The following is a 13,881-nucleotide window of genomic DNA, read 5'->3' as shown; positions in this document are numbered from 1 at the left end:
ATTCCTGTTGTCGCCATGCGGACATTTCGTTAAAGTCTCGCCCCTTCTCACTGGCATGGGGATTAATCGTGTTTATTGGATTCGACTACGGTACGGCAAACTGCTCGGTTGCGGTTATGCAAGACGGGCAGCCACAGCTTCTGAAAATGGAAAAAGAGAGCACGCTGCTGCCGTCAATGCTCTGCGCGCCGACGCGTGAAGCGGTAAGCGAATGGCTGTTCCGCCACCATCAGGTTCCGGCCACGGCGGCGGAGACCCAGGCGCTGCTGCGCCGGGCGGTCAGCTTTAACCGCGAGGAAGACATCGACGTTACGCCCTCCAGCGTGCAGTTCGGCTTCTCTTCGCTCGGGCACTATATTGAAGATCCTGAAGAGGTTTACTTCGTTAAGTCGCCAAAATCCTTCCTCGGCGCCAGCGGACTGAAGCCGCAGCAGGTGGCGATGTTCGAAGACCTGGTGTGCGCGATGATGCTGCATATTCGCAATCAGGCACAGACGCAGGTCTCCGATGCGATTACCCAGGCGGTCATTGGCCGCCCGATCAACTTCCAGGGGCTGGGCGGCGACGAGGCCAACCAGCAGGCGCAGGGGATCCTTGAACGCGCGGCGCACCGGGCAGGCTTCCGCGACGTGGTGTTTCAGTACGAGCCGGTTGCCGCGGGGCTGGATTTTGAAGCCACGCTGACGGAAGAGAAGCGCGTGTTAGTCGTGGATATCGGCGGGGGCACAACGGACTGCTCGCTGCTGCTGATGGGGCCGCAGTGGCATAACCGTCGCGACCGTGAAAATAGCCTGCTGGGGCACAGCGGCTGCCGCGTAGGCGGTAACGATCTCGATATCGCGCTGGCATTCAAAAGCCTGATGCCGCTGCTCGGCATGGGCGGGCAAACCGAAAAAGGCATCGCCCTGCCGATCCTGCCGTGGTGGAACGCGATTGCCATCAACGATGTGCCTGCGCAAAGTGATTTTTACAGCACCGCGAACGGCCGCTTCCTTAACGATCTGGTGCGCGACGCGCAGGACGCCGAAAAAGTCGCCCTGCTGTATAAAGTGTGGCGTCAGCGCCTGAGCTATCGCGTGGTGCGGACTGCCGAAGAGAGCAAAATTGCCCTTTCCGACCGCGCTGAGCATGCGGTCTCCTTGCCGTTTATCTGCGACGAACTGACCACCGCGATTTCGCAGGACGGGCTGGAGGCGGCGCTCGCGCAGCCGCTGCAGCGTATTCTGGAGCAGGTGCAGCTGGCGCTGGAGAACGGCAAAGAGAAGCCGGACGTGATTTACCTGACCGGGGGTAGCGCCCGTTCGCCGCTGATCAAGAAAGCGCTGGCGGAACAGCTGCCGGGCATTCCGATTGCCGGTGGGGATGACTTTGGCTCCGTCACCGCCGGGCTGGCGCGCTGGGCGCAGGTGATGTTTAGCTAGCATTGTTGCGGTGCGTTCTGGTGCCCTCACCCCGGCCCTCTCCCACAGGGAGAGGGAGAAAACACAAAAAACGGCAACGGATGTTGCCGTTTTGCGTTTACCTCCATTCAGACCATTCCTGACAGTCTTCCATATTTCCTCCATTTTTCCGCTGTGTTAGCTGACTAAACTAGTATCATTCCCCGAAGTCTTCAGGATGAGAACGTATAACGATGAAAGGCAGTAACAAATCCCGCTGGGCAATCGCCGCTGGCATCATTGTGGTGGTCCTTGCCGCCGCCTGGTACTGGCACAGTCAATCCGCGAACACCGCAGCCCCCGCCGGTGCCAATAGTCAGGCACAGCGCCCGGCAGGCGGAGGGCGTCACGGCATGCGCGGCGGCGCGCTGGCGCCGGTACAGGCGGCGACGGCAGTGAATAAAGCCGTTCCTCGCTATCTAACGGGCCTTGGGACCATTACCGCCGCCAACACCGTGACGGTGCGCAGCCGCGTCGACGGTCAGCTGATGGCCATTCACTTCCAGGAAGGTCAGCAGGTTAAAGCAGGCGATCTGCTGGCGGAAATCGACCCAAGCCAGTTTAAGGTCGCCCTCGCCCAGGCGCAGGGGCAGCTCGCGAAGGACAAAGCCACGCTCGCCAACGCTCGTCGCGATTTGGCCCGCTACCAGCAGCTGGTGAAAACCAACCTCGTGTCTCGTCAGGAGCTGGACACCCAGCAGTCGCTGGTCAGCGAAACGCAGGGCACCATCAAAGCCGACGAGGCCGCCGTCGCCAGCGCACAGCTGCAGCTGGACTGGAGCCGCATCACCGCGCCGATTGACGGGCGCGTGGGCCTGAAGCAGGTCGATATCGGCAACCAGATCTCCAGCGGCGACACCACGGGCATCGTGGTGATCACCCAGACTCACCCGATTGATTTAGTCTTTACCCTGCCGGAAAGCGAAATTGCGACCGTGGTGCAGGCGCAAAAATCCGGAAAGGGGCTGGTGGTGGAAGCCTGGGACCGCAGCAACAGGCAGAAGCTGAGCGAAGGTTCCCTGCTCAGTCTGGATAACCAGATCGACACCACCACCGGCACCATCAAGCTGAAGGCGCGCTTTAACAATCAGGACGATGCCCTCTTCCCGAACCAGTTCGTCAACGCGCGCATGCTGGTCGCCACCGAAGAGAACGCGGTGGTGATCCCTACCGCTGCGCTGCAGATGGGTAACGAAGGTAACTTCGTCTGGGTACTTAACAGCGACAATAAGGTCAGCAAGCACCTGGTGAAAACCGGTATCCAGGACAGCCAGACGGTGGTCATCGCCGCCGGCCTTTCCGCAGGCGACCGCGTGGTCACCGACGGCATTGACCGTCTGACCGAAGGGGCCAAAGTGGAAGTGGTTGAACCTGCTAAACAGGGAGCGAAATCCTGATGCAGGTGATGCCTCCAGGCTCTACAGGCGGGCCGTCACGCCTGTTTATCCTCCGTCCTGTCGCCACCACGCTGCTGATGGTGGCGATCCTGCTCGCCGGGATTATCGGCTATCGCTTCCTGCCCGTGTCGGCGCTGCCGGAGGTGGATTACCCAACGATTCAGGTTGTCACACTCTATCCCGGCGCCAGCCCGGACGTGGTGACGTCCGCCATTACCGCTCCGCTGGAGCGCCAGTTCGGCCAGATGTCCGGGCTAAAACAGATGTCCTCCCAGAGTTCCGGCGGGGCATCCGTCGTGACGCTGCAGTTCCAGCTGACGCTGTCGCTGGACGTCGCCGAGCAGGAGGTGCAGGCCGCGATTAACGCCGCCACCAACCTGCTGCCGTCCGACCTGCCCAACCCGCCGGTCTACAGCAAGGTGAACCCGGCGGATCCGCCGATCATGACGCTGGCCGTCACCTCCTCCGCCATGCCGATGACCCAGGTCGAAGACATGGTCGAAACGCGCGTGGCGCAGAAAATTTCTCAGGTCTCCGGCGTCGGCCTCGTCACCCTGGCGGGCGGCCAGCGCCCCGCCGTACGCGTGAAGCTTAACGCGCAGGCGATTGCCGCGCTGGGGCTGACCAGCGAAACCATCCGCACCGCCATCAGCAGCGCCAACGTTAACTCGGCAAAAGGCTCGCTGGACGGCCCCACCCGCGCCGTGACGCTCTCTGCCAACGATCAGATGCAGTCCGCCGATGAATACCGTCAGCTGATTATTGCTTACCAGAACGGCGCTCCGGTGCGTCTGGGCGACGTGGCGACCGTGGAGCAAGGTGCCGAAAACAGCTGGCTCGGCGCTTGGGCCAACAGGCAGCAGGCGATCGTGATGAACGTGCAGCGCCAGCCGGGCGCTAACATCATCGAAACCGCCGACAGCATCCGCACCATGCTGCCGCAGCTGATCGAAAGCCTGCCGAAGTCGGTCAGCGTGAAGGTGCTTTCCGACCGTACCACCAACATTCGCGCGTCGGTCACCGACACCCAGTTTGAGCTGATGCTGGCGATTGCGCTGGTGGTCATGATCATCTATCTGTTCCTGCGTAACGTTCCGGCCACCATTATTCCCGCCGTCGCCGTGCCGCTCTCGCTGGTCGGGACCTTTGCGGTGATGGTGTTCCTCGATTTTTCGATTAACAACCTGACGCTGATGGCGCTCACCATCGCCACCGGGTTCGTGGTGGATGACGCCATTGTCGTTATCGAGAACATTTCGCGCTATATCGAGAAAGGCGAAAAGCCGCTGGCGGCGGCGCTGAAGGGCGCGGGCGAAATCGGCTTTACCATTATCTCGCTGACCTTCTCGCTGATTGCGGTGCTGATCCCGCTGCTGTTTATGGGCGATATCGTCGGGCGTCTGTTCCGCGAGTTTGCCGTGACGCTGGCGGTCGCCATTTTGATCTCCGCCGTGGTGTCGCTGACCCTGACTCCGATGATGTGCGCCCGTATGCTGAGCCACGAGTCCCTGCGCAAGCAAAACCGATTCTCGCGCGCCTCCGAGCGCATGTTCGAGCGGATTATTGCCGCCTACGGCCGCGTGCTGGCGAAAGTTCTAAACCATCCGTGGGCCACGCTCGGCGTGGCGCTGGGAACCCTGGCGCTCAGCGTGATGCTGTGGATTTTCATTCCGAAAGGCTTCTTCCCGATCCAGGACAACGGCATTATTCAGGGCACGCTGCAGGCTCCGCAGTCGGTCTCCTTCGCCAGTATGGCCCAGCGCCAGCAGCAGGTGTCTGAAATCATCATGAAGGATCCGGCGGTCGAGAGCCTGACCTCGTACGTGGGCGTCGACGGCACCAACCCGTCGCTCAACAGCGCGCGTCTGCAGATCAACCTCAAGCCGCTGGATGAACGCGACGATCGCGTCAACGCCGTCATTGAGCGTCTGCAAAACGCCGTCGCGCGCGTGCCGGGCGTTGAGCTTTACCTGCAGCCGATTCAGGATTTGACCATTGATACCCAGGTCAGCCGCACGCAGTACCAGTTCACGCTGCAGGCCACCTCGCTGGACGCGCTCAGCACCTGGGTGCCGCAGCTGGTGAATAAGCTTAACACCCTGCCGCAGCTCGCCGACGTCAGCAGCGACTGGCAGGATAAAGGGCTGGCGGCATACGTGAACGTCAACCGCGATACCGCCAGCCGCCTGGGCATTACCATGTCGGATGTGGACAACGCCCTGTACAACGCCTTCGGCCAGCGCCTGATCTCCACCATCTACACCCAGGCCAACCAGTATCGCGTGGTGCTGGAGCACAACACGGAGAACACGCCCGGCCTGGCGGGGCTGGACTCGGTGCGCCTGACCAGCAAAGACGGCGGCATTGTGCCGCTGAGCGCTATCGCCACGGTGGAAGAACGCTATACCCCACTGTCGATTAACCATCTGGATCAGTTCCCGTCCACCACCATCTCCTTCAACGTGCCGGACAATTATTCTCTCGGCGAAGCGGTGGAGGCCATTCAGGCTGCTGAAAAAGAGCTCAGCTTCCCGTCCGATATTCAGACCCAGTTCCAGGGCAGCACGCTGGCGTTTCAGGCCGCGCTGGGTAACACCATCTGGCTTATCGTCGCGGCGGTCGTGGCGATGTACATCGTGCTCGGGGTGCTGTACGAAAGCTTTATCCACCCGATCACCATCCTCTCTACCCTGCCGACGGCGGGCGTGGGGGCGCTGCTGGCACTGATGCTGGCGGGCAGCGAGCTGGACGTCATTGCCATCATCGGCATTATCCTGCTTATCGGGATCGTGAAGAAAAACGCCATCATGATGATCGACTTCGCCCTGGCCGCCGAGCGCGAGCAGGGCATGTCGCCGCGCGACGCCATCTTCCAGGCATGTCTGCTGCGTTTTCGTCCAATCCTGATGACCACGCTGGCCGCCCTGCTGGGTGCGCTGCCGCTGATGCTCAGCACCGGCGTCGGCGCGGAGCTGCGCCGTCCGCTGGGTATCGGCATGGTCGGCGGTCTGCTGGTGAGCCAGGTGCTCACGCTCTTCACCACGCCGGTTATCTATCTGCTGTTTGACCGCCTGGCGCTGTGGACCAAAAGCCGCTTCCCGAAACGTGAAGAGGAGGCATAAGTGAAGTTTTTCGCCCTCTTCATTTATCGCCCGGTGGCGACGATTTTAATCTCGCTCGCCATTACCCTCTGCGGCGTGCTGGGCTTCCGGCTGCTGCCGGTGGCGCCGCTGCCGCAGGTGGATTTTCCGGTGATCATGGTCAGCGCCTCGCTGCCGGGCGCGTCACCGGAGACCATGGCCTCGTCGGTTGCCACGCCGCTGGAGCGCTCGCTCGGGCGGATTGCGGGGGTCAACGAGATGACCTCCAGCAGCTCGCTGGGCAGCACGCGCATCATTCTGGAGTTCAGCTTCGACCGGGATATTAACGGTGCGGCGCGCGACGTGCAGGCGGCCATCAACGCCGCGCAAAGCCTGCTGCCGAGCGGGATGCCGAGCCGCCCAACCTACCGCAAGGCCAACCCGTCCGATGCGCCGATCATGATCCTGACGCTGACCTCCGATACGTACTCGCAGGGGCAGCTTTACGACTTTGCGTCTACCCAGCTGGCGCAGACAATCTCACAAATTAACGGCGTCGGTGACGTGAGCGTCGGCGGGAGCTCCCTGCCCGCCGTGCGCGTAGGCCTAAACCCGCAGGCGCTGTTCAACCAGGGCGTGTCGCTGGATGACGTGCGCTCCGCCATCAGCACGGCCAACGTCCGCAAGCCGCAAGGGGCGATTGAGGACGGCAGCCACCGCTGGCAGATCCACACCAACGACGAGCTGAAAACCGCCGCGGAATATCAGCCGCTCATTATTCACTACAACAACGGCGCGGCGGTGCGCTTGAGCGACGTTGCCAGCGTCACCGACTCGGTGCAGGACGTGCGCAACGCCGGGATGACCAACGCTAAGCCGGCCATTCTGCTGATGATCCGCAAGCTGCCGGAAGCGAACATTATTGAGACGGTGAACAGCATTCGCGCCCGTCTTCCGGACCTGCAGGAGACCATCCCGGCAGCAATCGATTTGCAAATTGCCCAGGATCGCTCCCCGACCATTCGCGCCTCGCTTGAAGAGGTGGAGCAAACGCTGATTATCTCTGTCGCCCTGGTGATCCTGGTGGTCTTCCTGTTCCTGCGATCCGGCCGCGCGACGCTTATTCCGGCGGTGGCCGTGCCGGTCTCGCTGATCGGTACCTTTGCCGCCATGTACCTGTGCGGGTTTAGCCTCAACAACCTGTCGCTGATGGCCCTGACGATAGCGACGGGCTTCGTGGTGGATGACGCCATCGTGGTGCTGGAAAACATTTCCCGCCACCTGGAAGCGGGCGTGAAGCCGCTGCAGGCCGCGCTGCAGGGCACGCGCGAGGTGGGCTTTACGGTGCTCTCCATGAGCCTGTCGCTGGTGGCGGTATTCCTGCCGCTGCTGCTGATGGGCGGGCTGCCGGGCCGGCTGCTGCGCGAGTTCGCCGTCACCCTCTCCGTCGCCATCGGCATTTCGCTGGCGATCTCCTTAACGCTGACGCCGATGATGTGCGGCTGGATGCTCAAGCGCAGCAAACCGCATTCGCAGCCGCGCCGTAAAGGCTTTGGCCGTTTCCTGATGGCCATGCAGGAAGGCTACGGCAAATCGCTGAAGTGGGTGCTGAACCATACCCGGCTGGTCGGCCTGGTGCTTATCGCCACCATCGTGCTCAACGTCTGGATGTACATCACCATCCCGAAAACTTTCTTCCCGGAGCAGGACACCGGCGTGCTGATGGGGGGGATTCAGGCGGACCAGAGCATTTCGTTCCAGGCGATGCGCGGCAAGCTGCAGGACTTCATGAAGATCATTCGTGAAGACAAAGCCGTGGATAACGTCACCGGCTTTACCGGCGGGTCACGCGTTAACAGCGGGATGATGTTTATTACCCTGAAACCGCGCGGCGAGCGCAACGAAACCGCCCAGCAGGTGATTGACCGCCTGCGGGTGAAGCTCGCCAAAGAGCCGGGGGCAAACCTGTTTTTGATGGCCGTTCAGGATATCCGCGTCGGCGGCCGTCAGGCGAACGCCAGCTATCAGTACACGTTGCTCTCGGACGATTTAGCCGCCCTGCGCGAGTGGGAGCCGAAGATCCGCAAGGCGCTGGCCGCCCTGCCGCAGCTGGCGGACGTCAACTCCGATCAGCAGGACAACGGCGCCGAGATGGCCCTGACCTACGACCGCGAAACCATGTCGCGGCTGGGCATTAACGTTGAGGCCGCCAACAGCCTGCTGAACAACGCCTTCGGCCAGCGCGAGATCTCCACCATCTACCAGCCGATGAACCAGTACAAGGTGGTGATGGAGGTTGACCCGCGCTACACCCAGGACATCAGCGCTCTGGACAAAATGTTTGTGATTAACAACGACGGCAAGGCGATTCCGCTCTCCTACTTTGCCAGCTGGCAGCCTGCCAACGCGCCGCTGTCGGTGAACCATCAGGGCCTTTCGGCGGCGTCGACCATCTCCTTTAACCTGCCCGCCGGTTCGTCGCTTTCAGAAGCCAGCGACGCAATCAACCGCGCGATGACGCAGCTTGGCGTGCCGTCCACCGTGCGCGGCAGCTTTGCCGGGACGGCGCAGGTGTTCCAGGAGACGATGAACTCGCAGGTGATTTTGATTCTGGCCGCCATCGCCACGGTTTATATTGTGCTGGGCGTGCTGTACGAGAGCTACGTTCACCCGCTGACCATTCTCTCGACGCTACCGTCGGCGGGCGTGGGGGCGCTGCTGGCGCTGGAGCTGTTCGGCGCGCCGTTCAGCCTGATCGCGCTCATCGGGATCATGCTGTTGATCGGCATTGTGAAGAAAAACGCGATCATGATGGTGGATTTTGCCCTGGACGCCCAGCGCAACGGCAATCTGTCGCCGGAAGAGGCCATCTTCCAGGCCTGCCTGCTGCGTTTTCGTCCGATCATGATGACCACCCTGGCGGCGCTGTTTGGCGCGCTGCCGCTGGTTATCTCGGGCGGCGACGGCTCAGAGCTGCGCCAGCCGCTGGGGATCACCATTGTCGGCGGCCTGGTCATGAGCCAGCTGCTGACGCTGTACACCACGCCGGTGGTCTATCTGTTCTTCGACCGCCTGCGGCTGCGCTTCTCGCGTAAAAACAAAACCACGGTGACCGAGTAAATGACCGATCTCCCCGCTAACGTTCGCTGGCAGCTATGGATAGTCGCTTTCGGCTTCTTTATGCAGTCGCTGGATACGACCATCGTCAACACCGCCCTCCCCTCCATGGCGAAAAGTCTGGGGGAGAGCCCGCTGCATATGCATATGGTGATTGTCTCCTACGTGCTGACGGTGGCCGTAATGCTGCCCGCCAGCGGCTGGCTTGCGGACAAAGTGGGCGTGCGAAATATCTTCTTTACCGCCATCGTGCTGTTTACCACCGGCTCGCTGTTTTGCGCGCAGGCCAGCACCCTCGACCAGCTGGTGATGGCGCGCGTGCTGCAGGGCGTCGGCGGGGCAATGATGGTCCCCGTCGGGCGGCTAACGGTGATGAAAATTGTGCCGCGCGAGCAGTACATGGCGGCGATGACCTTTGTGACCCTGCCCGGCCAGGTAGGGCCGCTGCTGGGCCCGGCGCTCGGCGGCATTCTGGTGGAGTACGCCTCCTGGCACTGGATTTTCTTAATCAATCTTCCTGTTGGCATCATCGGCGCCATCGCCACCCTGACGCTGATGCCGAACTACAAAATGCAGACGCGGCGCTTTGATTTCTTCGGCTTTATCCTGCTGGCGGCGGGCATGGCCACGCTGACCCTGGCGCTCGACGGGCAAAAGGGGCTGGGGATTTCGCCCCTGACGCTCGGGCTTCTGATCGCGCTCGGCGTTACCGCCATACTGTGGTATCTGCGGCATGCCAGAGGTAACGATAAGGCGCTCTTCAGCCTGAGCTTGTTTAAAAACCCTACCTATCGCCTTGGCCTGTTCGGCAGCTTCGCCGGGCGCGTCGGCAGCGGCATGCTGCCGTTTATGACGCCCGTTTTCCTGCAAATCGGAATGGGATTTTCGCCGTTCCACGCGGGGCTGATGATGATCCCAATGGTGCTCGGCAGCATGGGAATGAAGCGCATCGTGGTGCAGGTGGTGAACCGCTTTGGCTACCGTCACGTGCTGGTAACCGCCACGCTGGGGCTGGCGCTGGTCAGCCTGCTGTTTATGGCCGTGGCGCTGATGGGCTGGTACTACGTTCTGCCGCTGGTGCTGTTCTGCCAGGGGATCGTCAACTCCATGCGCTTCTCGTCGATGAATACCCTGACGCTGAAGGACCTGCCGGACGATCTGGCGAGCAGCGGCAACAGCCTGCTGTCGATGATCATGCAGCTCTCAATGAGCGTCGGGGTCACCATCGCCGGATTACTGCTCGGCATGTACGGCCAGCACCACCTCAGCGTCGACACGCCGGTGGCGCATCAGGTCTTTTTGTATACCTATTTAAGCATGGCGGTCATCATCGCCCTGCCCGCTTTCATCTTCGCCAGAGTGCCGGATGATACCAGCAAGAACGTCGTGATTAGGCGCGGCAAAAGGAGTGGCTCATGAAATTCTGGCGTCCGGGCATTACCGGCAAGCTCTTCGTGGCGATATTTGCCACCTGTATCGTCCTGCTGATCACCATGCACTGGGCGGTGCGGATCAGCTTTGAGCGCGGTTTTATTGATTACATCAAGCATGGCAATGAACAGCGTTTACAGGGCTTAAGCGATGCGCTGAGTGAACAGTACGCCCAGCACGGCAACTGGCGTTTTCTGCGCAATAATGACCGCTTTATTTTCCAGATCCTGCGCTCGCTGGAGCACGATACCGGTGACGATCGCCCGGGGCCGGGCATGCCGCCGCACGGCTGGCGCACCCAGTTCTGGGTGATTGACCAGGACATGCGCACGCTGGTGGGTCCGCGCGCGCCGATACCGCCGGACGGCACCCGTCGGGCGATCAAAGTCAACAACGCGACGGTCGGCTGGGTTATCGCCTCGCCGGTGGAGCGCCTGACGCGCAACACCGACATCAACTTTGACCGCCAGCAGCGCCGGACGAGCTGGCTGATTGTCGCCCTCTCCACCCTGCTCGCCGCGCTCGCCACCTTCCCGCTGGCGCGCGGTCTGCTCGCCCCGGTGAAAAGACTGGTGGAAGGCACGCACAAGCTGGCCGCCGGGGATTTCACCACCCGCGTCGATACCCGCAGCCAGGACGAACTGGGCAAGCTGGCGCAGGATTTTAACCAGCTCGCCAGCACGCTGGAGAAGAACCAGCAGATGCGCCGCGACTTTATGGCCGATATTTCCCACGAGCTGCGCACGCCGCTGGCGGTGCTGCGCGGCGAGCTGGAGGCCATCCAGGACGGCGTGCGCCAGTTTACGCCTGAATCGGTGGCCTCTCTGCAGGCGGAGGTGGGCACGCTCACCAAGCTGGTGGACGATCTCCACCAGCTCTCCATGTCCGACGAAGGCGCGCTGGCCTACCAGAAGGCGCCGGTGGACGTGATTAACATTCTGGAAGTGATCAGCGGCGCGTTCCGCGAGCGGTTTGCCAGCCGCAACCTGAAAATCGACCTCTCCCTGCCGGACAGCGCGGTGGTGTTTGGCGACAAAGACCGGCTGATGCAGCTGTTCAATAACCTGCTGGAAAACAGCCTGCGCTACACCGACAGCGGCGGCGGGCTGCATATCTCCGGCAGGCAGGAAAACGGGCGCTTTGCCCTTACCTTCGCGGATTCCGCCCCCGGCGTGCAGGACGCGCAGCTGGAAAAACTGTTTGAACGTTTCTACCGTACCGAAGGCTCCCGCAACCGCGCCAGCGGCGGTTCCGGACTGGGGCTGGCGATTTGCGTTAACATCGTCGAGGCGCATAATGGCACGATCCGCGCCGCCCATTCGCCTTTTGGCGGGGTTAGCATTACAGTAGAGTTACCTCTGGAACGGGATTTATCGAGAGAAGTATGACCGAGTTACCGATTGACGAAAACACGCCGCGCATTTTGATTGTGGAAGACGAGCCGAAGCTTGGGCAGCTGCTGATCGACTATTTACGTGCGGCCAGCTACGCCCCGTCGCTGATCAGCCACGGCGATAAAGTGCTGGCATACGTGCGCCAGACCCCGCCGGATCTGATCCTGCTGGATTTAATGCTGCCGGGCGTTGACGGACTGACCCTGTGCCGGGAAATTCGTCGCTTCTCCGACGTGCCGATCGTCATGGTCACCGCCAAAATTGAAGAGATTGACCGCCTGCTGGGGCTCGAAATTGGCGCGGACGATTACATCTGCAAGCCCTACAGCCCGCGTGAAGTGGTCGCCCGCGTGAAAACCATTCTGCGCCGCTGCAGGCCGCAGCGCGAGCTTCAGGTGCTCGATGCCGAAAGCCCGCTGATTGTCGACGAAAGCCGCTTCCAGGCGAGCTGGCGCAGCAAGCTGCTGGACCTGACGCCTGCGGAGTTCCGCCTGCTGAAAACCCTCTCCCACGAGCCGGGAAAAGTGTTCTCCCGCGAGCAGCTGCTGAACCACCTGTATGACGATTACCGCGTCGTGACCGACCGCACCATCGACAGCCACATCAAAAACCTGCGCCGCAAGCTGGAGGCGCTGGACGCCGAGCAGTCGTTTATCCGCGCGGTGTACGGCGTGGGGTATCGCTGGGAAGCGGATGCGTGCAGGATAATGTGATTAACGATGATTTACAGCTATGTATAGTACAGTCACATATTTTTAAACAATACAGAAAAGAAGTCTGGTTCTATTTTTTCTTTAAGGAAATATCATGGCAGATAATCTTTTGGAAATGATCGTCTTTGGCCGACCAGCCACGGTTAACAGGAAAGGCCCTAAATCTTTGAAGGCAATCTGGCAATCGAAAGTTTTTAATTCTGCAAGCGCAGAATATACTGGCATGCAGGTTAAGTATAAGACAACTTTTAAAATATTTTATTTCCCACATAACAACTCTTATTCAGACGTAGACAATGGACTTAAATTTACCATTGATGCCCTGGCTCCGGTAGTCATGGAGAATGACAGGCAAATAACGCGCATTATTGCTGAGCGATTCGTGAAGGAGCCTGGGAAATCCCTTGTCGTTCCATTATCCCTAGCTCCCTCAATTGCTAAAATATTAGAAATAAGAGAAAACAACTCACCTGCAGAATATATGACCTTAATTAAACTTGAAAAATATAAATGCAATGAAGGCAAGCTATGGTAAACTACTATGATTATTACCATTACCAGGTTGAATTAATTAAAACAGAATATACTTTAAAAGAGTATATTGTTTATGAAGACTTACCAAGAACACCTTCATATAAAAATTTTCTATTTGATTTAGTTGCAATTAGCAAAGACAAAAAAGAAATTATAATCATAGAAATAGTAAATAAGCGTCACGGTGACCATTACCATAAGCGTATAAGAATGATGGAAGAATTAACCACCCATCCTTTTTTACATCACTATTTTAATGTTGATAAAGATGCTCAAATATTGGTTGACTTTAGATATATTGATAATCGAGAGAGTGAGCAATCGGAAATAAATGCTAAGATCCAAGAGAAATTTTCTGAGGATAATATAGCTATTATTCTTTCCGAAAGAATACCACCACTTTATCTTAATAATGAAAGCACTGCAACCAATTCATTTATTAGAGACTGGATTTATATAGCAAGAATGATTCGTTCCATGATCTCTTTTCACAGAACACAAAACAATCATAATCGAAACAAGAATTCAACCCTTGATTATCTTAACCTGATACTTTACGAATTTGAAATACATCCTCTGGAACAAATTAATGCAGAAGTGAGAGACCTTTACACACTATATTCAATTGTGCTAAGTGTTATCGAAGGAAATAAAGTATCAGAACTTGAAGCCAGAGAAATGAGATGGCATCTAAAATACCTACAGCAGCAACTCAAAATAAAAATTACATCAGAAAAAAATAAATAACAATGCAAATTTAGCCGTAATTAACTTTA

At 58.9% G+C, this 13,881-nt stretch carries 9 protein-coding genes; all 9 read left to right on the top strand.

Translation table 11 applies throughout. The features are described from left to right. The first annotated feature begins 68 nt into the window (after positions 1-68). Entirely contained in the window at positions 69-1,421 is a 1,353-nt protein-coding gene (gene yegD, locus SPH27_RS14570; RefSeq protein WP_182072675.1) for a molecular chaperone, read from the top strand. A 212-nt stretch (positions 1,422-1,633) separates the two neighbouring features. Beyond that, positions 1,634-2,836: an MdtA/MuxA family multidrug efflux RND transporter periplasmic adaptor subunit gene (locus SPH27_RS14565; RefSeq protein WP_048980150.1), complete on the top strand. Its 1,203-nt coding sequence runs from the start codon at positions 1,634-1,636 to the stop codon at positions 2,834-2,836. Beyond that, positions 2,836-5,958 (top strand): MdtB/MuxB family multidrug efflux RND transporter permease subunit, encoded by a 3,123-nt coding sequence (locus SPH27_RS14560; RefSeq protein ID WP_045887872.1) that lies wholly within the window; start codon positions 2,836-2,838, stop codon positions 5,956-5,958. Before SPH27_RS14565 ends, SPH27_RS14560 begins: the two co-directional genes overlap by 1 nt. Further along, positions 5,959-9,036, top strand: a complete 3,078-nt coding sequence (gene mdtC / locus SPH27_RS14555) for a multidrug efflux RND transporter permease subunit MdtC (protein ID WP_207167568.1) — start codon at positions 5,959-5,961, stop codon at positions 9,034-9,036. After that, positions 9,037-10,452, top strand: a complete 1,416-nt coding sequence (locus tag SPH27_RS14550) for an MFS transporter (RefSeq protein ID WP_039263117.1) — start codon at positions 9,037-9,039, stop codon at positions 10,450-10,452. It begins immediately after the preceding gene. Then, complete coding sequence (baeS, locus tag SPH27_RS14545) at positions 10,449-11,852, top strand: two-component system sensor histidine kinase BaeS (protein ID WP_023312417.1); 1,404 nt, start codon at positions 10,449-10,451, stop codon at positions 11,850-11,852. The genes SPH27_RS14550 and baeS overlap by 4 nt, the downstream gene beginning before the upstream one ends. Beyond that, positions 11,849-12,571: a two-component system response regulator BaeR gene (gene baeR, locus SPH27_RS14540; RefSeq protein ID WP_047060489.1), complete on the top strand. Its 723-nt coding sequence runs from the start codon at positions 11,849-11,851 to the stop codon at positions 12,569-12,571. Before baeS ends, baeR begins: the two co-directional genes overlap by 4 nt. A 94-nt stretch (positions 12,572-12,665) precedes the next feature. Then, positions 12,666-13,106 (top strand): RusA family crossover junction endodeoxyribonuclease, encoded by a 441-nt coding sequence (locus tag SPH27_RS14535; protein ID WP_182072671.1) that lies wholly within the window; start codon positions 12,666-12,668, stop codon positions 13,104-13,106. Beyond that, positions 13,100-13,852, top strand: a complete 753-nt coding sequence (locus SPH27_RS14530; RefSeq protein WP_182072669.1) for a hypothetical protein — start codon at positions 13,100-13,102, stop codon at positions 13,850-13,852. The genes SPH27_RS14535 and SPH27_RS14530 overlap by 7 nt, the downstream gene beginning before the upstream one ends. Positions 13,853-13,881: the final 29 nt, after the last annotated feature.

It is taken from the genome of Enterobacter sp. A103, from assembly GCF_034427535.1.
Classification (GTDB): domain Bacteria; phylum Pseudomonadota; class Gammaproteobacteria; order Enterobacterales; family Enterobacteriaceae; genus Enterobacter; species Enterobacter asburiae_B.
This window is presented reverse-complemented; position numbering and strand designations above follow the sequence as displayed.